The sequence below is a fragment of the Bacillus sp. YBsi01 genome (assembly GCF_038406745.1).
Lineage (GTDB): Bacteria > Bacillota > Bacilli > Bacillales > Bacillaceae > Bacillus > Bacillus siamensis.
The window spans coordinates 3577414-3597386 of sequence record NZ_CP151679.1 but is presented as its reverse complement, the minus strand read 5'-3'; the positions used below and the strand labels follow the sequence as shown (position 1 = coordinate 3597386).

The 19973-nt window shown below is 41.4% G+C and carries 18 protein-coding genes and 2 pseudogenes; 7 read left to right on the top strand and 13 right to left on the bottom strand.

Going from position 1 to position 19973, the window contains the following annotated elements; translation table 11 throughout:
• The 11 genes and pseudogenes from AADZ70_RS18210 to AADZ70_RS18160 all read right to left on the bottom strand — a co-directional run.
• A complete protein-coding gene (locus AADZ70_RS18210; RefSeq protein WP_342007439.1) occupies nt 1-1185 on the bottom strand; it encodes a DUF58 domain-containing protein in 1185 nt (394 codons plus the stop codon).
• Nucleotides 1185-2147 (bottom strand): MoxR family ATPase, encoded by a 963-nt coding sequence (locus AADZ70_RS18205; RefSeq protein ID WP_342007438.1) that lies wholly within the window; start codon nt 2145-2147, stop codon nt 1185-1187. Before AADZ70_RS18205 ends, AADZ70_RS18210 begins: the two co-directional genes overlap by 1 nt.
• Nucleotides 2148-2285: 138 nt before the next feature.
• Nucleotides 2286-2611, bottom strand: a pseudogene (locus tag AADZ70_RS18200) (cation transporter dimerization domain-containing protein); the annotation flags it as partial.
• 37 nt (nt 2612-2648) lie between these two features.
• A complete protein-coding gene (locus tag AADZ70_RS18195) occupies nt 2649-4133 on the bottom strand; it encodes an ABC transporter substrate-binding protein (protein WP_342008072.1) in 1485 nt (494 codons plus the stop codon).
• Nucleotides 4126-4845 (bottom strand): aspartate/glutamate racemase family protein, encoded by a 720-nt coding sequence (locus tag AADZ70_RS18190; protein ID WP_342007437.1) that lies wholly within the window; start codon nt 4843-4845, stop codon nt 4126-4128. Before AADZ70_RS18190 ends, AADZ70_RS18195 begins: the two co-directional genes overlap by 8 nt.
• Nucleotides 4846-4980: 135 nt before the next feature.
• Entirely contained in the window at nt 4981-6006 is a 1026-nt protein-coding gene (locus AADZ70_RS18185; protein WP_064778054.1) for a TauD/TfdA family dioxygenase, read from the bottom strand.
• 63 nt (nt 6007-6069) lie between these two features.
• A complete protein-coding gene (locus tag AADZ70_RS18180) occupies nt 6070-7314 on the bottom strand; it encodes an ATP-grasp domain-containing protein (protein WP_064778055.1) in 1245 nt (414 codons plus the stop codon).
• Nucleotides 7315-7340: 26 nt separating this feature from the next.
• Nucleotides 7341-8588, bottom strand: a complete 1248-nt coding sequence (locus AADZ70_RS18175) for an MFS transporter (RefSeq protein WP_176465409.1) — start codon at nt 8586-8588, stop codon at nt 7341-7343.
• The gene (locus AADZ70_RS18170; protein ID WP_016937037.1) at nt 8575-9837 is read right to left on the bottom strand and encodes an ATP-grasp domain-containing protein; all 1263 of its coding nucleotides are present in this window, start codon (nt 9835-9837) and stop codon (nt 8575-8577) included. Before AADZ70_RS18170 ends, AADZ70_RS18175 begins: the two co-directional genes overlap by 14 nt.
• Nucleotides 9838-9922: 85 nt before the next feature.
• Nucleotides 9923-10966, bottom strand: a complete 1044-nt coding sequence (locus tag AADZ70_RS18165; protein WP_016937038.1) for an amino acid--tRNA ligase-related protein — start codon at nt 10964-10966, stop codon at nt 9923-9925.
• 224 nt (nt 10967-11190) lie between these two features.
• Nucleotides 11191-11592: pseudogene (locus AADZ70_RS18160) on the bottom strand (cation transporter); the annotation flags it as partial.
• Nucleotides 11593-11802: 210 nt separating this feature from the next.
• On the opposite strand from AADZ70_RS18160, the gene gabP reads away from it, so the two are divergent.
• The 4 genes from gabP (at nt 11803) to AADZ70_RS18140 (ending at nt 15514) form a co-directional block, all read left to right on the top strand.
• Nucleotides 11803-13188 carry a GABA permease gene (gene gabP / locus AADZ70_RS18155; protein ID WP_326351634.1) on the top strand — a complete coding sequence of 462 codons (1386 nt, stop codon included), beginning with the start codon at nt 11803-11805 and terminating at the stop codon, nt 13186-13188.
• Between the two features lie 108 nt (nt 13189-13296).
• Nucleotides 13297-14835: an outer spore coat copper-dependent laccase CotA gene (gene cotA / locus AADZ70_RS18150; protein ID WP_016937040.1), complete on the top strand. Its 1539-nt coding sequence runs from the start codon at nt 13297-13299 to the stop codon at nt 14833-14835.
• Nucleotides 14836-15041: 206 nt separating this feature from the next.
• Entirely contained in the window at nt 15042-15257 is a 216-nt protein-coding gene (locus AADZ70_RS18145) for a cold-shock protein (RefSeq protein ID WP_029575254.1), read from the top strand.
• Between the two features lie 98 nt (nt 15258-15355).
• On the top strand, nt 15356-15514 hold the full coding sequence (locus AADZ70_RS18140) for a hypothetical protein (RefSeq protein ID WP_047476356.1): 159 nt from the start codon (nt 15356-15358) through the stop codon (nt 15512-15514).
• A gap of 33 nt (nt 15515-15547) precedes the next feature.
• Here the strand turns inward: AADZ70_RS18140 and AADZ70_RS18135 are convergent, their stop codons facing one another.
• Both AADZ70_RS18135 and AADZ70_RS18130 read right to left on the bottom strand, forming a co-directional pair.
• A complete protein-coding gene (locus tag AADZ70_RS18135) occupies nt 15548-16591 on the bottom strand; it encodes a hypothetical protein (RefSeq protein ID WP_342007436.1) in 1044 nt (347 codons plus the stop codon).
• Nucleotides 16592-16656: 65 nt separating this feature from the next.
• Nucleotides 16657-17025, bottom strand: a complete 369-nt coding sequence (locus tag AADZ70_RS18130) for an RlpA-like double-psi beta-barrel domain-containing protein (RefSeq protein WP_016937044.1) — start codon at nt 17023-17025, stop codon at nt 16657-16659.
• Nucleotides 17026-17385: 360 nt separating this feature from the next.
• On the opposite strand from AADZ70_RS18130, the gene AADZ70_RS18125 reads away from it, so the two are divergent.
• The 3 genes from AADZ70_RS18125 to rsiV all read left to right on the top strand — a co-directional run bounded on the left by AADZ70_RS18125 (nt 17386) and on the right by rsiV (nt 19972).
• The gene (locus AADZ70_RS18125; protein WP_007408876.1) at nt 17386-18426 is read left to right on the top strand and encodes a 2,3-butanediol dehydrogenase; all 1041 of its coding nucleotides are present in this window, start codon (nt 17386-17388) and stop codon (nt 18424-18426) included.
• A 188-nt stretch (nt 18427-18614) separates the two neighbouring features.
• Nucleotides 18615-19112 carry an RNA polymerase sigma factor gene (locus AADZ70_RS18120; protein WP_342007435.1) on the top strand — a complete coding sequence of 166 codons (498 nt, stop codon included), beginning with the start codon at nt 18615-18617 and terminating at the stop codon, nt 19110-19112.
• Complete coding sequence (gene rsiV / locus AADZ70_RS18115) at nt 19112-19972, top strand: anti-sigma-V factor RsiV (RefSeq protein ID WP_045926858.1); 861 nt, start codon at nt 19112-19114, stop codon at nt 19970-19972. The genes AADZ70_RS18120 and rsiV overlap by 1 nt, the downstream gene beginning before the upstream one ends.
• Nucleotide 19973 lies beyond the last annotated feature (1 nt).

Here is a 19973-nt window from a genome sequence, read left to right as displayed (position 1 = left end):
CTAAACAACATGGGACACCCGTTTGTCCCTGATCATTTGCACCTTGATATTCTTTTGAGCGAAGATGAGAGCGAGATTCCGTTCTTTTTCCGAAAGCACGGCATTCGTTTCTTTCGCCAAAAACACCGTCATGTCAGTGCGGACGGACTCAGCCTGTTTGAGGAGATCTTCTGTAAGACTGCCCGTCACGACGGCAATAAAAGCTTTGCGGCCACGCGGATCCGCCAGCTCTTTTCCTAAACGCCCGCCTGCACCAGCTTCTTCCGATTCAGAAGCTGACGCCAGGTAACGCAGCACATTTCTGAAATGCTCTTCTCCCTCCCGGACGGGAAAAACAGTCCGGTCGCTCCCTAATGAAATAAATCCTGCGGGAGAGCCCTTCACAAGCGCCGTGTAAAACAGGGATGCTGAGGCTGACACAGCGGCTTCAAATGAAGGAGACGGCCTGCAGTCCAAAAGGAAAATCATGTCCGTGCTCTGCAGCGGGTCAAATTCCTTCGTCATCAGTTCATTGCGGCGCGCGGACGTTTTCCAGTCGAGAGCGGAAAACCGGTCGCCCGGCTGATAATTTCTGACGCCCGCGGCTATTGCGGAGCGGTGAACCTGAAACGGCGTGCCGGCACCCGCACCTTCTTCGCCTGATGCAGCCTGCTGCTTATCATGAACAGACCCGTACGCCGGGAATACTAAGACCGTATCCGTTACGGAAAATGAAGCCGTCTTGTCCAAGAGTCCGAGAACATCTCCCGTCCGCACTCTTATCGTATGGAAATGATGCTCCCCGCGCGGCGCCTGCGGCAGCTCATATTGTAACGTCAGCTTCTTCTGAAACCACGGACACACGAGCTGTTTTGCACTGCGCCTCTCGCCGAGCGTTTCCGGCATCACGTCTTCAATGACCATATATGTCAGCGGGAACGGCAGGCGCCTCGTCAGCCTGATGGTGACAGACAGTCTGTCACCAGAAGTTAACCGGGCGGAAGAAATCTCACGCGCCGCCTGAAACGCCCGCAGCGGATACACGGCGACCAGCCCGGCGTAAACGATAAACGGCAAAAACGCATAAAATAAAAACCAGCTCACAAATCCGCCCTGGAACATGGCATAAGAAAAGACCGCCGCCGTCAGCACGGCCAGAATAAGCAGCTTCCAGCCGTATAACAGCCAATGCACTTTCTTTCTCATTAGCGGACCGACATCCTTTGAACGGGAACTTTTTCCGTTTGCATGATGTCTTCAATAACCGCTTCCGGCGTGACATCATTAAATTTCGCATCGGCAGTCAAGATCATTCTGTGCGGCAGCGTATACGGAGCCAAATACTGGACATCATCAGGAATGACGTAATCGCGGTCATGAAGCAGCGCGTACGCCTGCGCGGCTTTCATTAATGAGATCGAACCGCGCGGACTTACGCCCAAATGTACGGACGAATGCCGGCGGGTATGCTGAGTGATGCCGACGATATACGCTTTAATTCCATCATCTACCCGCACCTGCTCAAGTTGTTGCTGGAGGGTGATGAACTGTTCTTTAGAAATGACGGGCTCGATTGTTTCGAGCGGATTGCGCCCTTCCTGCAAAGACAGAACCCGAAGCTCCTCCTCGGCAGTCGGATAGCCCATGCGCAGTTTAAATAAAAACCGGTCAAGCTGCGCTTCAGGAAGCGGATACGTTCCTTCATATTCAACCGGGTTTTGTGTCGCCATGACGAAAAACGGCTCAGCCAGCCGCATTGTCTTTCCGTCAATCGTGACATTTCCCTCTTCCATCGCCTCAAGCAAAGAAGACTGCGTTTTCGGCGAGGTTCTGTTAATTTCATCGGCCAGCACGATGTTCCCCATAATCGGTCCGGGGCGGTACTCAAATTCCATCGTTTTCGTATTATAAATAGAGACACCCGTCACATCTGACGGCAGAAGATCCGGCGTGAATTGAATCCTCTTAAAGTCAGCTCCGATCAGCTTGGCCAAAGCGCGGACCATCATCGTTTTTCCGACTCCCGGCACGTCTTCCAGCAGTACATGCCCTTTTGCGAGAATAGCGGCCAGGCTGAGTATGGCGATGTCCCGTTTTCCTATGATGATGTTTTCAATATGCTCAACGGCTTTCTCCAGCAGCGGATGCAGCTCTTCTTTATAAGCCATTCTTCTCCTCCTAGTCATCTCTCAAATTTCAATTATTGTAACCTAACTTTACCACAAAATATAATTAGTATAAAAAAACGTTTCAGCGAATTGTGTTCAGTCCGAAAAGACAAAAAAGCTCCCTTTAGAAAGGAAGCTTTATTTCAGCTGAAGAGGCTCCATATGAACGTGTGAATGGTCGATGGCGTGTTCCTCTTTCATCCTGCGTTCTACCTCATTGGCGATATCATGGCTCTCTTTAATATTCAGATCAGACGGCACTTCAATGACGACATCAATATAAACGCAGCTGCCAAGATATCCCGCTTTAATACCTTTTAAACGGCTGACGCCAAGATGTTTCGATCGTCTGTTTATAAGCTGAAATGTCCGTTACATCGAAGCCATCTGTCAAAGAGTGGGATGATTCTTTTCAAAAACTAAGGAGACCGATCACACGCCGTGACTGTATCAATCCAAGCAAGGCAGATTTGCAACTCAATGGTTAAGTTCACCTTAGGATTACATCGTTTCCAATGTTAATGGTTTTATGTATTCATATGCAGGCTGATAAAATTGATCAAAAAAACTTTTTCCATCCATTTTGGATTTACGAAATAGATAAGATTCATAGGTTAAAGCTATAGGAAACACTAAGCTGTTTTCTATAACTAATTCTTCTACTTTTCTATACATGTTATTTCTCTTATTAATATTAATTTCTTTTTTCGCATCTTTGAGGAGACCTCTAATATGAATAAGAGTTTCAGTATTCGCACGATAGATTTCTTTATCACTGCTGAAAAATAAAGATAAATCTTCCGGATCATTATAGTTAAAACTTGAGGAACTGACTAATATATGCTGCTGAGTATCTAAAAGGCTTTCATTTAAAGAAGAAAGTTCTGTTTTAACTACGTCGAAGCCTTTGGCACTCAATAATTGATATAGCTTGTTCTGCATTTCTCGCAAATGAGAGTGTTCACTATAGTTATTGTAAACAATGATACTTAATTGAGGAATATACCCCCATTTCAAAAGATAATTTTCCTTAGCAGCTTGAAAATTAAAATTTGTTAATTCTTCCTCATTATCAGGCATATCTAATATAGTTTCAGGTAAAAAACTATGAGCAGGCGAATATATTGATCTCTCTGATTTCGGTATGCTGGATAATAGATCTTCTTTGTTTAATGCTAAGTTAATTAAACTTCTTAATTCCTTCCACATTTTATCTTTATCATGTAACACAAAATATTCTATAGCTATTGTGACGCTTATAGGGCTTTTCAAAATTTCGAACTCGTTTTCTGTTTGGTTTTCTGCTTCGGATAATAAATCAACTTGACTTACGTCTGTATATACCACAAACTGTAATTTTTCAAAAGAATCGATTCTTTCCTCAAAGTAATCCTCATTCTTTTTTAAAGTCAAAACCTTAGAGTCTTCACTTAGGCTTTCATAGCAGTAAGCTCCTACTCCTATAGGGTTGTCTTTCCACACCCAGAGATTATTTTCTAAAAACTCTTCTCGCGGAACAATACTTAAGGCACTTCGAGTAAAGTATTTTAAAAAAAGCAAATTTAGATGTTTCAATTTTATTTTTAGTCTGTAATCATCAAAAACCTCTATGCCGGAACACATATTCGGAACATATCTATTTGTCTGACTAACCTCTTCATAACCTTCTATATCGGATAGTAATTCTGAAAAGGTGGATCTTGCCCCCTTCATCATTCCTCTGCATAAAGAAAACTCAATATCTCGCGCTAAAGCCTTTCTGCCATTGTGAAAGTAAATATCTTTTCTAAGTACAAGGAGGTATTCATTATCACAATCATTAATTTCCCATTGTTCAATAATGTTAGGCAATAAATGCCCTTCTTTGGACATCTTAAATAATGGAGGAAAAAGAGCTCTGCATATTTCATAATCACATGAATAAATATTAAAAGGAGAGATATTTTTAGAAATAGCCGAAACCCCCACTTTCAAGGTACTATTCATTCTTCCCACTCTCCAAGCCCTCTTTTATATATCTTTCTACTAGTCTTCTCGCTAGTATCTGAGAAGAATCATATATCTTGAGTTTAGTATGATTCGTACAAAAAAATAAATCAGTACAAGCACAAACTACTTCATTTATCCCTTCTGTTAAAAGAATATCTTCTATCGTTTTCCATTCATCCGTTACTTTTGAACAAACTCCTAATGTTTTAGTTTTTAAAATTAATTCATCAACTCTTTTTTGATACTCATCATTCCAAAATACATTTTTACCTTTTAACTTTAGTTTTTCTTGATATAAATTGCTTTCCACAGTCCCTCTTGTAGCAAGTAAGCCGACTTCATTTCCTTCATTTTCTAATTCGTTTACTGTTTCATCAATTATATTTAATATAGGTATATGTGTCATTTGGCACAATTCTTTATAATATGAATGAACCACGTTACAAGGTATTGCTATAATCGAACAATTAGAATTGTTTAGTGAGTCAATTCCGACTTTTAATGCCTTTAACATCTCGCTGTCATCAATCGCTTTTTTAGGATGAAAAGGTGTTGGCAGCGAATATATTATCATGTGGGGAAAATCATCATCGAACTTTGCTCCATATAAATTTTCACAGCAGTCCAGAACAGATTCTAAAAATGGACCTGTTGATCTTGGTCCCATCCCTGCAAGAATTCCAATTTTATAAACCTCACTATTATTCATTCTGGTTCTCTCCTTGTTAATATCTTAGAGGTTAACAATTAAAATAAACCATACACTTAGTTAAACGATAAAATTTATTCTAAGTGTATGATTTAAGAAATTTATATTAAGCTAACTGCATAAAACGACTATCATTTACTTTAGTTTAAGTTCATATTTTAGAGGTATGCAAACATGACTGCCAGGGCTTCTGCTAAAACTAGATCGGCCTAGATCATTCACCGTAAACATTCTTTGAAGCCAACGATCATTCCCATCGTATTGTGGGGTAAAGGATGAGCGAGCGTGCGCTGCTAATCTGTTGTCGATAATAATAAGGTCCCCAGGACAGAGAGGTACTTTTATAGAAACCTTACTTAATGCTTCTTTTAATAATTCCAATGCCCATTTTGCTTCTTCAGTTATTCCTTCCATTAAGGAACAATGTATAACCATTTCTGGTGCTTGAATGCTGCCTGAAAGCACGGGTATGATCTTTGATAAGTCATCCGAATTAAATGAAGCAGGCGGGCTTAATTTATACAGAGGCTCCCTTAATGTTAATACTACTGAACTTGGCAGTAATTCTAAAGCATTAACTATAGAAGCAGTTTCTGTTTGTGCTTCGTTTTTATGGTCTGATCGTAAGCAATATAAAGCAAGGTGATCAGGTCTGTAAGGATGTATAGCGTCTTCAGTATGATAAGTAAAAAAGACTTTGGAACCAGAGTTTTCCAAACCGCTTTCTTTCCCCTTAATCGGACAAATATCATGAATGAGCTGTCCATTTTTTTCATCAGCATACCCAATCGGCTCACCCATATACAGCATGAATAGCACTAGACATAATTCACTGACAAAGGAGATCTTATCCAAAGAAGGATTGCCATCATCAGGAGTCTGAGGTAAAATATCGTCTGTAGGCAAGTTTTTAAATAAAATCGTTCCTTCTCTGTTAGAATTTCGCTTGAAATTAATTAGAGCACTCTTTACTCTGTCTGGAAGATTATGCGAAACAAATTGTAATCTATTTAGGGCAGAATTATTAATAGCATTTGGATTGAAATTAATATCCTTTATTAAGTTCTCAATTAATTCTTTTTCAGCCTGTGATATTTCTAAAACTACACCTTCACTCATACCTAGAGACGAACTTTTTCCTTCGGTAAGCAAGGTTGACAATTTAATCTTCCCCTTCCAAAACTCAAGTTAATGAATCTTATAAAATTATTTTTTATTATAATATTACTGTTTTACAAAGCTTTTATATTCATACTGATGTTCTTTGATAGCATTCATTACATCTTTATAAACTTGATTTGTTTCCCCTTTAAAGATGTATCTGGCCGGAATCTTCAAATATCCGCCGCTTCCATCCAGTACGTCTCCTTTACTCCGTAAATACTCTTCTACTAAAGTTGACAATTTCCCTTTAAATGAAGTGTTTTTTTCCATTAAACAAGGCAGTTCTGCTGGAAAAGGAATTAAGAGATAGCCTGAAGATACTCCTTCATCCAGCCGCACATCTGAAACTTCTTCCCCTAATTCAACTTTTAACTGATCAGTTACAGCATCTCTGCCAATCAATAGGCTTACACATCTTGGTATATCTGCTCCTCCCATACGGGCTCCAATTTCCATAAAAATAGGTTCGGGCTTGTCACTTTTCTCATCTACAATTAGTTCAAGATGGAACATAGTATTGTTTATTCCCAAGGCATTAACGGTCTTTTGGGTAAAGTCGATGAGCCCCTCATATAGCATAGTCTCATTCTTATCTACAGAAACCGCTCCCAATGGACTTTGTTGAAAGAATTTTATTGGTGGATTGATATACCGAAACGGAATACAAAATTTTAATTGATTATCCTTTACTAATCCATCAACGTGAAATACTGTTCCCTCACAATATTCCTCGCATTCCAAGTCCTTAAATTCTATGTGTGGCAATATTTCTTCATACTCCTCTTGATTATGAAGAATATGAACTCCTTTACTAGCAGCCATTCTCCTAGGCTTTATGACAATAGGAAAGCCTGCTTGGTTAATAAATTGTTCTAACTCCTCTACACTGTCACATTTACTAAATTTAGGAGTTCTTAAGCCGGATTGGCTGACAATCTCTTTCATCTTTACCTTATCTCTGGCATTTAGAGCCTGTTCAAAAGATAGACCCTCTAATCCCTTTTCATCTCTTAATTTCCCTGAATTCAATATATCCCATTCACTCAGAGCTATTAACCGATCTATACTTCCTCCTTTTTTTTCAATCTTTTCAAATGCTGTACGAATGTTATCCAAAGAGTTAATATCCTCAACAAGCTCTATGATAGAATTTTCTAAAATATTTTGAGATAAACCTTTATTGCCTTCAGCGTCAACAATATAACTTACTTTATATTCGTTATGATTCATTATCTTTTCATAATCAGGTTTTTCAGAATCCCATCCTACTGACCAGCGATTAATAATACATATGTGTTTAGTCATTATACTAGTCCCCTTTATCCTTCATATTATAATTCTAAAACATCTTTTTGGGCAGCATGACGTTTATTATAAAAATAATAAGTAAATATTGTGGAGTTGACTACAATCCAAAAAATCGAAACTCCTAATATTACTTCTTGAGGTCCTGTAATTTTAGTAAAGGTAGAAGTTATTAATCCAGCAAGGGGCAGGCTTAGACGATTAAAGAAAACAATAGTTCCCATACTCTTACCTAATTGATGTTTCGGTATTAACTTAACTCGTTCTGTTCTTAGAAATACATTAAAAATCCCTATTCCACAAACCAAAAGGGCGTAGCCGATAACATAAATGTAAAATTGATTGGCTATTCCCAAAATGATGCCGGATAATGTTAATAACACAATAGATGCTATGCCTATATTATTAATACTCTTACTTTTTTTCAAAAATACAGGAATTAACAAAACCACTATAGATCCCGTGATCCCGCCAAACATCGCCAAAAATGAATACTCTCTAGATGTTGCACCAAGAACCCCTTGGGCTACAGCTGGATTTAAAGCCATTACAGTCCCCATCACAAGATTAATAAGCATTGTTGCCAGTACCAACAGCCGAAGAAAGAAATTTTTAGCTATAAACTTAAACCCATCCCCAATTGTTCCTAGAACTCGTTTAATGGACTTCGTTTCCCTAACAACCAGATTTTTAGCCTTATTGGGAAGACCCAGTACTCCGAAACCTGTCACTGCAAATGCAATACCAGTAATAATAAGAAAATCCATCTCTTTTATAAATAGAACCAATATACTTGCCAAAGCCGGTCCTATCACTTGAGAACTAAGCTCCAATCCTTGGATTAACGATTGGATGCGGGGAATATCGTTATTATCAAAGTTCCTCCCGATAGTTGTTTCTAATGTGACAAAGTTTAATGAGTTTAAAATAGCGAACAAAGATGCAGCAACTGAAAGTATAATAAATGTTTGGCTTGGCATATAGATTAATAATAAGAAGCCTGATATGGAAACCAATGCTCGCAGGCTATCGCCAATAATATAAAGTTTCTTTTCTTTATAAGTATCTACAAGCACTCCTATGAAGGGGAGTAATAATACTGCCGGCAACCACTCTATAAGAAATGCTAATCCTGATTTGGACGCTTCTCCGGTGTATTGAAAAATTAATAAAGGGATAGCAAATAGCAGAAGTTGTTCGGATACTGTTGATACAAATCTGCACCCAAGGAACCAAATCAATTTAGATGTATAGATACTATTAGACTTTTTCAAGATAGTCTAAAGGCTCCTTTAATTCCATATTATAGTACACAGGTTTTATCCATCCGTTATGTAGAGTTTTTACTCTTATAGAATCTACATCTTTAATTACGTCTTCCCTTAGTCCAGAGAGCATTCCAAGCCAACTCCAATTACTGCTTCCCATAGCGGAAACGGTGTCCCCTAAATTTTGGGCCTGTGTATGCTTAGATTTCATATTTTCTGCATACTTAATTTCAAGTACTCTATCTTGATTAGGAATTCCGTATGCTATCCCTAAGCTCTCCTTACATTCTTCTCCCCAAAAGGCCGCAGGAATGATCTCTTTTTCATTTAGAACTAACTCCATTGATTGTCGGTAAATACTATGCGGTTCAATTCCGTATGAACAAGCTATAATCTCAGTAATATTTGCTCCGCCAGGCCTTCCAAAGTTACAATCTATTAGTTTAACTTGATTTTCTGAAACAATAAATTCAGTATGGAAAAATCCTCTGCTATACCCGCTCCTCTCCACTAGAGTTTGAACAATCTTGCACAATTCTTTCTGAGCTATAGAATGATAAGGGAATATGAATACCGATTCTGCATTTTCCGTCTTCCTTCTGCCAGTTACTCCAATTGGAATTACTTTACTTTCTAAAACGTATCCCTCTAAGCTTACAAGTTCTCCGTCTATTATTTCTTGAACGACATATTCGTCAGGGTGCAGATGCTTAGGTAAGGTTTTATCAAATAATTTTTCTATATTCTCGATATCATTTTCATCCTCTAATACACTTATACCTTTAGCACCAGCTGCAAAGGATGGTTTTAGTATCAATCCATTCTGTGAAGCTGATAACATTTTTTTTATCTCTGAATAAGGAATCGCCCCTGTAGTGAAAGAAAGTGATAGCGGCGTAAATTCTGGGATAATGTCATTGACATAAGCCTTATCCTTAAGTAATTCAATTTTTGGATCAATTCCCTTTATATCTAAAGCGCTGCATAATTTAGTGCAAATTTCTAATTTACTATCTAAAAAAGAGATCACTCCTGCAATGTCCTCTTTTGGAAAAGTTTTTATAATTTCATACAGTTCTTCAAAAGAATTAGTATTACAATTAATAAACTTATAAGATGTAAGTTGAGAGAGTGCATCTCCTTCCTGACTATTTAAGTTTGTCAAGAACAGAACATTCAGATTCATTTCCTTTGCCGCTTTTACAATATACTCTGGCCCAATAACAGAAGAATCAATAACAAATAAGGTTTTCACGTTTTTCTAATTCTCCCTTCTATACACTCAAAAGAAAGAAAAGGGTCAGAATTTAATTCCTTACCCTCTCCCCTATTAGAAGTTATTATTTTTGAATAGGACGTGTAATCGTCGTGTTTGGACCTGCATCATGATATTGAATGAAATCTAAAATACTTTCTGCGCCAGAGATAAACTTTAACAATCTCTCCAGTCCAATTCCAAATCCAGCTGTTTGTACTTGTGATTTATCTTTCCATTGAGCATATTCCGGATGATAAGAATTGCCGAGAGTTTTTGATTGGTTAATAATCTCCTCTCCGCTAGTTGGACGGATACCCCCGGTAGTCAGTTCACCGTAGCCAAAAGGTAACATTAAATCGTAAGTTTGAAAAACACCTTTTGGACTTTCATGATAAATTGAATCTCTGACTCCTGCTGGATAGTTATAAATCCAAAAAGGTGTGTCAAATTGGTTAGAGAGAAGTGCGTCTTCTTCAGAAGTAAGATCCCCTTCTGAATCTTTAGATCGTCCTACTCTTTCTAAGGCTTCTTCAAATGTTATTCTAGGATATGAGCCTTTTACCAAGCTCTCTGTGTTGCGTTTTGCTAAAGGAGTTAACGTCAAATTATCATTATTATCAATTAGAGATAAAATCTTATTGCCTGCTTCATAGAGAATCTTCTCCCCTAAATCGAAAACATCTTCCATTCTCTCAGTTCTCCATTCAATTTCAAATTGAAAGAAGGAATAAATATGTTTTGCAGACAGCTCTTCCCCTTCCATCAATAATCGAAGGCATGGGGCAAGGCAATAAACCTTAGGTAAATATTCCGTTGCCATCTGTTTTTCTACAACATGACTAACACTCATATAGTAATACTGTTCACCTGCCACCTCAACTTTTGAGTTAGAGGAGGAGTCATGATCCCCATTTTCTCTAATGTCAGGTAAAGTTTTATCCCCTAGTACGATTACTGAATGCTTGGCACCTGGCTCATATCTTCTAGAAAAGGGAGTTGGAACAATTTCGTCAAACTTAAATAAATCCATTGAATTTCTCAGCGACTTTAAAAGAGTTGAAGTCCATGCATAAGTTTCATTATAAGCAAGTTGTCTAGTGTCTAAATTTTCAATTTCAACCTTCATTTGTTACACCTTCCTATTCTGAATATTAGTAAATAGATATAAATAATCTTTTAATTTAATTACAAAAATAAGAATAAATTGTATATTTGTAATTAAATACATTTACAGAAAACAGATTATTATAACGAAATGATTCTGTCAATTAAAAATATATGAAATAGTACAAATTATCTGTTCTCTCCTGTAATTCCGATAACGTGCTGATACTGACGAATGCCTCGACATTTATTATTACCAGCTGCAAGGAGCGCCTGGCTCTTCACTTTTTTGACCGGCCTAATATTGTACTGGCAGGCCTGCTGTCGTCCAAGCTTTTGGCATCTCTTGTTTAGCAGAAAAAATAAATTCCAACAGCACTTGCAGTCCGACAACTCTCATAATAAAAGATTCGATAAGCGATGCGATCGTTTCCGCCCGAAAGCGGCCGTGAATGGATGATCTACTTCAGGAGGTTTTTGAGAGATGGCAGGACGATTATTACAGCCACCGAAACAATAATGTCAGTTATTATTAAACCTCTGCAGTAAGTGCTTCTGAGTGAAAAACATAACCGATGATCAGCTTCATTACAGATAGAACACCATTGTCCCGGATTCTCCCTTTTTCAGTTCATCATTTCTCTTCATATTAAAAAACTCCTCTACTCGCATTTTCCTATTATTGAGATACATCACTGAACCACAGTGGGTCTATAGAAACACCTTGCGTCATTTTCTGTGTACGGATGAGAAAAGAAGTCACATTTTCTAACATCATTAACAAATGTCTCATGCATTTATGATAGAATAATATTTGTCGGAATATTCAGCATAAAACAACCCAAAAGGAGGCAAAGAATGAATCAGCCTAATTCTTTATCGAAGGGATTAAAAACCCGGCATATGACCATGATTTCAATTGCCGGCGTGATCGGCGCCGGATTATTTGTCGGAAGCGGATCCGTCATTCATTCCACCGGACCCGGAGCGATTGTCTCCTACGCATTAGCAGGACTATTAGTGATTTTTATTATGAGGATGCTGGGGGAAATGTCCTCCGTCAACCCGACAAGCGGTTCGTTTTCACAGTACGCGCATGACGCCATCGGACCGTGGGCCGGTTATACCATCGGATGGCTGTATTGGTTTTTCTGGGTCATCGTCATTGCCATTGAAGCCATTGCGGGCGCCGGAATCATACAGTACTGGTTCCCCGGGATTCCGTTATGGCTGACGAGTCTGCTTCTGACCGTGCTATTAACACTGACGAATATTTATTCAGTTAAATCGTTCGGTGAATTTGAATACTGGCTTTCCTTAGTGAAGGTAGCGACAATCGTTGTCTTCTTAATCGCGGGATTTGCTTTCATTTTCGGAATCGTCCCCGGCAGCAAACCGGTCGGGCTGGAAAATCTGACGGGCAACGGCGGATTTCTCCCTAATGGCCCAAGTTCCGTTCTGCTCGGAATCGTCGTCGTCATTTTCTCTTTCATGGGATCTGAAATCGTCGCAATCGCAGCGGGAGAAACGTCAAACCCGGTCGAATCCGTCACAAAGGCGACCCGCTCAGTCGTCTGGAGGATCATTATTTTTTACGTCGGTTCCATTACGGTTGTGGTCACGCTGCTTCCGTGGGATTCAGCCAATATTTTGGAAAGCCCCTTCGTTGCCGTTTTGGGACATATCGGGGTTCCCGCAGCCGCTCAGATCATGAATTTCATCGTCCTGACAGCCGTTCTGTCCTGCCTGAACTCCGGGCTTTATACGACGTCACGGATGCTGTATTCACTGGCGGCGCGAAATGAAGCGCCGCGGCGTTTTATGAAACTGAGTAAAAGAGGCGTACCGGTCCAAGCCATTATCGCCGGCACCTTTTTCTCCTATATTGCCGTTGTCATGAACTACTTTTCTCCCGACTCCGTATTCTTATTTCTGGTCAATGCATCAGGGGCGATCGCACTGCTCGTCTATCTCGTCATCGCCGTCTCACATCTGAGAATGAGAAAGAAAATCGAACGGACAAACCCTGAATCTCTTAAAATCAAAATGTGGTTTTATCCGTACTTAACCTACCTGACGATCATCGCCATTTGCGCCATCTTGTTATCTATGCTGTTTATCAGTTCAATGCGGTCTGAATTTCTGCTGACAGGATTTATTACTCTGCTGGTGCTTGCCTCATATGTATTCCGCAAAAAACAAAAACCGAAAGAGAGCGCTTCCGCAAACCGGGTTGCGCAATAACAGAAACACCCGTCCTCAAAAAAGGGCGGGTGTTTTTTTAACCAACTTGTTCCAGGCAGCATTATCTATAGTACAGGAATTCAATAAATGATAAGGACAGGATGAATAATGGCACTTGAAAAATTTGCAGATGAACTGCCGATTATCGAAACACTGAAGCCGCAGAAGAAATCAGACGGCAGCACGTATTATGAAGTCACGATGAAGGAATGCTTTCACAAGCTGCACCGCGATCTCCCGCCGACCCGGCTGTGGGGGTATAACGGTTTGTTTCCGGGCCCGACGATCGACGTCAACCAAGGTGAAAGCATTTATGTTAAATGGATGAATGACTTGCCGGATAAGCACTTTCTGCCCGTAGACCATACCATTCACCATTCAGAAAGCGGCCATCAGGAACCTGATGTCAGAACCGTCGTCCATTTACACGGAGGAGAAACGCCGCCTGACAGCGACGGCTATCCGGAAGCCTGGTTCACACGGGATTTTAAGGAAACGGGTCCTTATTTTGAAAAAGAGGTATACCATTATCCAAACAAACAGCGCGGGGCGCTCTTATGGTATCACGACCATGCCATGGCGGCCACGAGGCTCAATGTGTACGCCGGACTTGCCGGGATGTATATCATCCGTGAGCGAAAAGAAAAGCAGCTGAAGCTTCCCGCCGGAGAGTATGACGTACCGCTTATGATTTTGGACCGCACGTTAAATGACGACGGTTCCTTGTCTTATCCGAGCGGGCCGGATAACCCTTCCGAAACGCTGCCCACCCCTTCAATCGTCCCGTTTCTTTGCGGAAATACCATTCTCGTCAACGGAAAAGCATGGCCGTATATGGAAGTCGAACCCCGGACATACCGTTTCCGCATCCTTAACGCCTCAAATATGAGATCATTTACTCTCTCGCTCAATAACGGCGGCCGGTTTATCCAAATCGGTTCTGACGGCGGACTGCTCCCCCGCTCTGTCAGAACACAGACCATCAGCTTAGCCCCGGCAGAGCGGTATGATGTGCTGATTGATTTCTCCGCTTTTGACGGAGAACATATCATTCTGACGAACGGCACCGGCTGCGGGGGCGACGTCGATCCGGATACAGACGCCAATGTCATGCAGTTCCGCGTCACAAAACCGCTGAAGGGAGAAGACACAAGCCGGAAGCCTAAATATCTTTCAGCCATGCCTGATATGACCTCAAAACGAATACACAATATCAGGACGCTTAAACTCACAAATACGCAGGACAAATACGGCCGGCCGGTTTTGACGCTTAATAACAAGCGCTGGCATGACCCTGTGACAGAAGCGCCGAAGCTCGGCACAACGGAAATCTGGTCGATTATCAATCCGATGGGGGGAACCCATCCGATACACCTGCACCTTGTTTCCTTCCAGGTTCTTGACCGGCGTCCTTTTGACTTAGAACGTTATAACAAATTCGGCGACATTGTGTATACGGGCCCCGCCGTCCCTCCTCCTCCAAGTGAAAAAGGCTGGAAAGACACCGTGCAGGCGCACTCGGGAGAAGTCATCAGAATCGCGGCGACATTCGCTCCTTACAGCGGACGCTACGTATGGCACTGTCATATTTTAGAGCATGAAGATTACGACATGATGAGACCGATGGACGTCACGGATAAGCAGTAAACAAGAATCACCCCCTTTTTCCGGAAGGGGCTTTTTTTATTTATCAAAAAGAAAAAATAAGAAGCCGTTTATTTGCATATACTGTAATAACAGGAAGACGATGCACCCTCATTGGAAATATGGATAGAAAAAGGAATTAGGAGATTAGGGAAAAGTATGAGACAATGAAGGAGTGCACGAAAATTCATAAGGGAAGAAGTGACTTTATGTCTTACTACAACAAACGTAATCAGGAACCGCTGCCTAAAGAAGATGTCAGTACGTGGGAATGCACGAAAGAGGACTGTATCGGCTGGAGCAGAAAGAATTTTGCCGGCACCGGCAGTGATACCCCGACTTGCCCCCTTTGCGGCAGTAAAATGATCGACGGCGTCCGTTCGTTGGTGAATCTCCAAAACAACAATCAAACGGCATCAAGTTAGACCTCCCTTTTACGAGTCTCAACATAGAGAAGGCCTCCATGTCCCATGAGAGGCCTTTGCGTTATCATGTCCTTTTATGATGCAAAGGAGCAATGAACATGAAAAACGATCAGCAGCAAAAAGACCTGAAGGAAATGGCGAAACGGAAGAAAAAGAACCTTGCCGCACAGTCATTCATCGAAACACTCCATTTTGCCGTTCCGATTCTCCGTTTTTTCAAATGGCTCGCCTCAGCCGCAGCCAGCTTTGTTTATTAAAAAACACCCAGCTGGCGCTGAGTGTTTTTTTCATTATTGGATAACGGAAAAGCTGTTGATAATGCCGCTGTCATTTTCCCAGACTTTTTCACATTTTTTCGTATCCAAATGATAAGCATAAATAGTCCGGACCTTCGCGTTCCGCCCCGTTTCATCCTTCAAGCGCTTAGCGCCTTTGGCTTCCGCCATGAAATAAATGATGCTGCCGTCTTTAGAAAACTGCGGCTGGGCATCTATCAGCGGAGAGAAATCCTTCCCGTTTGTAATAATCGTTTCATCTTTTTTCGTTTTGACATTCATCAGACGGATGGACGCTTTTTGTTCCGTCCCTTTTTGTGTATAAGATGTAAAGACAAGGTTCTTTCCGTCCGGTGACATCGCGACGTCGCTGATAAACTGTTCAAGATTGGTCAGATCCTGAAGGTTTTTGCCCGCCCCTGCTGCAAACCGGATATTCGTCGGTTCAGGGTCAATCCCCTTCTCATTTGCCTCATCCGTTTTTTTATAATCCTCTTTAATGGAATAATGCAGAAGCGCAAAATCGTTTTGGCTGCGGTTATAAAAGAAGCTGCTCACACTGTCGTCTTTCTCATCCGCCGCCGGATACAGATTTTGATAACGCTTCGTTTTCAAATCAAAAGATGCGAGACGGAAAATATCTTCATCCGCTTTACCGAGACGGAAATAAATGTGCGTCAGGTCCTTTGATAAAAACAGACTGTCAGCGCTCGCCGATCCTTTATAAAGCACCGTCTTCTTTTTCGTCTTCAGATCAAGCTTATACAGACGCATTTCATTTTGATCATTATTACCGACAAAATAGAGCGCCTGGTGGGCGTCATCCAGCGCAAACGCCGGATATGCCGAAAGCTTTTCCTCGTACAGCATGCGGCTGTCTTCGTAATATTTCGTCATCAGATCTTTGTCTGTAAGCGAAACAAGCAGCTTGTCATGGCCGCCGGAAACAACGGCTTTTCCGCCGCTGCCGCTTTTTCCTTTGATCAGCAGAACGGCTCCGATGACCGCCGCCGCCAAAACAGCAGCTGCGAGGATCCAAATCCATCGTTTCTTCTTCATTATCAATCTCTCCGTCAATCAGAAAAAGCAAGAATCATTCTCCTTGCTTTTTAAGATGGTCTATTTTAATAGCTGTAATGTCCGGATACTCTTCCTTTGCTTAACGGATATCCGAGCGCTTTGAACGCTTTCGGGCTGACATCCAATACGGCATTCGGCAGACGGCCTACATCATTTTTGTATACTGTGATAACCTTTTTCGGTTTTGATTTCGCATAAGCTCTGATTTTCGTTCCATTTCTCGGAACGTCAAATCCTAATTTTGTCGCGCAATCCCAGTGTCCCAGTTTTTTACCGGACGATCCTTTTTTACCGACTCCATTATACCATGTAATATTTCCGTTCACTTTTTTAGCACTTGCATCAGAAGAGAAACTGATCGCTCCCAGCGTGCTTCCTGCTAAAATCAATAAGGCTAAGAATAACTTCTTCAAGCTTTCATCCTCCTGATTCTTTATTCTAGGCAAAATTATACACCAAGAAGACGTTTATAATATTTCAATCACTTTACATGTTCATTACAACGTGACGGAGACACGCACTCAATTGATGACACAAACTTCTGTTCTATATAATTCCATGGTAAATTATACTACAAAATTTAATACATTAGCGTTATAATATTCATAGAGTATTTCTGCATTCAATATGGACTTTTTATAAGGCCTATTGATAGTTGCGTCATATGATATAGTTTGAGAAATCAGGCTTCAGGAAGCATTTCTTCCTTTTAACCGTGGTTCATATTGATCATGTACCTATACTCGTTTCTATCAGACTAGGAGTGATAATCAATGAAAGCGGCAAGATGGCACAATCAAAAAGACATTCGAATCGAAAACATTGATGAACCTAAAGCAGAACCGGGAAAAGTCAAAATTAAAGTCAAATGGTGCGGGATTTGCGGAAGCGACCTTCATGAATATCTGGGAGGCCCGATCTTTATTCCGGTCGGCAAACCTCATCCGTTAACAAACGAAATGGCGCCCGTCACGATGGGTCACGAATTCTCAGGAGAAGTCGTGGAAGTAGGAGAAGGCGTCAAAAATTACAGCGTCGGCGACCGTGTCGTCGTGGAACCGATTTTTGCCACACACGGACATCAGGGAGCCTATAACCTTGATGAACAAATGGGATTCTTAGGCTTAGCCGGAGGCGGCGGCGGATTTTCTGAATATGTGTCCGTTGACGAAGAATTGCTGTTTAAGCTTCCTGAAGAGCTTTCTTACGAACAGGGCGCGCTTGTTGAGCCGTCAGCGGTAGCGCTTTACGCCGTCCGCCAAAGCAAATTAAAAGCGGGCGACAAGGCAGCCGTTTTTGGCTGCGGACCGATCGGGCTGCTTGTGATTGAAGCCCTGAAAGCTGCCGGCGCAACGGATATTTACGCGGTCGAACTTTCACCGGAACGCCAGGAAAAAGCGAAAGAACTCGGCGCTATCATCATTGATCCGTCAAAAACGGATGATGTCGTTGAAGAAATCGCTAAACGCACAAACGGCGGCGTTGACGTTTCTTATGAAGTGACAGGCGTTCCTGTCGTTCTCCGCCAGGCGATCCAGTCAACAAATATTGCCGGTGAAACGGTTATCGTCAGCATCTGGGAAAAAGGAGCGGAAATCCATCCGAACGACATCGTCATCAAAGAACGGACCGTAAAAGGAATTATCGGATACCGTGATATCTTCCCTTCCGTTCTCGCACTGATGAAAGAAGGCTACTTCTCAGCAGATAAGCTCGTCACGAAAAAAATCGTGCTCGACGATTTGATTGAAGAAGGCTTCGGCGCTTTAATCAAAGAGAAAAACCAAGTGAAAATCTTAGTCAAACCGAACTAAGCCGTTCGGCAAAATACCAGACACATCCGAAAAAGAGCCGCTCAGGCTCTTTTTTTCGTCTCTTCCTCTTCCCTTCCTTTTCCTTTTAAAAATGATCCGCTCTGCGCAAACTATTTTTCACCCTGTCCCGTCTATCCTTAGGCAGCAGCCTATGATACGTATTTTTTAAAAAGGAGCCCTTTGAAGCAATGAAGAACGAAACAGCCAAAGCGTCGCTTGTGACGTGCATAACTGAGCGCAAAGAAGACTTTTTCCGGCTTGCATACAGTTATGTAAAGAACAAGGATGACGCGTTAGATATTGTTCAGGAATCAATTCAAAAAGCGTTGACATCGGTCGAATCCGTCAAAAACCCCGATGTAATCAAAAGCTGGTTTTATAAAATTTTAGTGCGCACGGCCATTGATTTTCTCCGCAAACAGAAAAAACTTAAAGTGATGGACGATGAAACGATCGAGTTTTTAAGCCGCGGAAAGGAAGATCACTACAAAGACACAGACCTTCACGAAGCGCTTGATGACCTGCCGCATCCATATAAAACCATTATCATTCTGCGTTTCTTTGAAGACCTGAAATTAGAAGAAATCGCAGACATCACGGGGGAAAACATCAACACTGTTAAAACTCGCCTTTACAGGGGGCTGAAGCTTATGCGCATTCAGCTGACGAAGGAGGATCTTTCTTAATGGAAAAGAGATTAGAGCAATTAAGGGAAGAGTACAAAAGTGTGCCCATTCCTAAGGAATTGGACAGCATTGTCGAAAAAGCCCTTCAGCCAAAACCGAAGAAAAAACGAATCGTGATGTGGCCGACATCTGCGGCAGTCGCTGCGGCCGTCTTATTTACCGCCGTTGTCAATATCAATCCGGATGCCGCACAGGCCATGTCCAAAATCCCCGTCATCGGCAAAGTCGTCCAAGCCATCACGTTCGTGGAGATGAAAGAAGAAAAGAACCAATCAAACATTGATGTGAAAACACCCGCACTGTCCGGCCTTTCCAATCATAAACTTGAAGACAGCATCAACCGGCATTATATGAAAGAAAGCAAAGAGCTGTATCAGGAATTTATGAAGGCGACCTCAAAAAGCAAAAAAGGCCACCTCAGCATCTACAGCGATTATGAAACCGTGACTGATACAGCGGATCTGATCTCAGTCCGCCGTGATATCGAAAAAACACAAGCTTCCGCTTATACGCAAAGCCGATACATCACGATTGATAAAAAAAATGAGGCCGTGCTTACGTTAAAGAGTTTATTCAAAGATGACCGTTATATCAAAGTCATCAGCCAAAATATTAAAGAACAAATGAAAAAGCAGATGAAAGAAGACCCGAATAAAATCTACTGGGTCGAAGATGATGATATGGCGGAGCCTTTCAAATCCATCCGCGCTGACCAAAACTTTTATATTACAGATCAGCACAAACTTGTCATCTCATTTGATGAATATGAAGCGGCACCCGGATATATGGGCGTTACAGAGTTTACAATACCGACCTCTGTCATCTCAAAACTGCTTGTCGGAGACCGCTACATCCGGTAAA

Coding starts and splice junctions, on each gene's coding strand:
- AADZ70_RS18140 (WP_047476356.1), top strand. CDS start 15,356: ATGAAAAACGATCAGCAGCAAAAAGACCTGAAGGAAATGGCGAAACGG.
- AADZ70_RS18135 (WP_342007436.1), bottom strand. CDS start 16,591: ATGAAGAAGAAACGATGGATTTGGATCCTCGCAGCTGCTGTTTTGGCG.
- AADZ70_RS18205 (WP_342007438.1), bottom strand. CDS start 2,147: ATGGCTTATAAAGAAGAGCTGCATCCGCTGCTGGAGAAAGCCGTTGAG.
- AADZ70_RS18210 (WP_342007439.1), bottom strand. CDS start 1,185: ATGAGAAAGAAAGTGCATTGGCTGTTATACGGCTGGAAGCTGCTTATT.
- rsiV (WP_045926858.1), top strand. CDS start 19,112: ATGGAAAAGAGATTAGAGCAATTAAGGGAAGAGTACAAAAGTGTGCCC.
- gabP (WP_326351634.1), top strand. CDS start 11,803: ATGAATCAGCCTAATTCTTTATCGAAGGGATTAAAAACCCGGCATATG.
- AADZ70_RS18120 (WP_342007435.1), top strand. CDS start 18,615: ATGAAGAACGAAACAGCCAAAGCGTCGCTTGTGACGTGCATAACTGAG.
- AADZ70_RS18190 (WP_342007437.1), bottom strand. CDS start 4,845: ATGAATAATAGTGAGGTTTATAAAATTGGAATTCTTGCAGGGATGGGA.
- AADZ70_RS18145 (WP_029575254.1), top strand. CDS start 15,042: ATGTCTTACTACAACAAACGTAATCAGGAACCGCTGCCTAAAGAAGAT.
- cotA (WP_016937040.1), top strand. CDS start 13,297: ATGGCACTTGAAAAATTTGCAGATGAACTGCCGATTATCGAAACACTG.
- AADZ70_RS18180 (WP_064778055.1), bottom strand. CDS start 7,314: ATGACTAAACACATATGTATTATTAATCGCTGGTCAGTAGGATGGGAT.
- AADZ70_RS18195 (WP_342008072.1), bottom strand. CDS start 4,133: ATGAATAGTACCTTGAAAGTGGGGGTTTCGGCTATTTCTAAAAATATC.
- AADZ70_RS18165 (WP_016937038.1), bottom strand. CDS start 10,966: ATGAAGGTTGAAATTGAAAATTTAGACACTAGACAACTTGCTTATAAT.
- AADZ70_RS18125 (WP_007408876.1), top strand. CDS start 17,386: ATGAAAGCGGCAAGATGGCACAATCAAAAAGACATTCGAATCGAAAAC.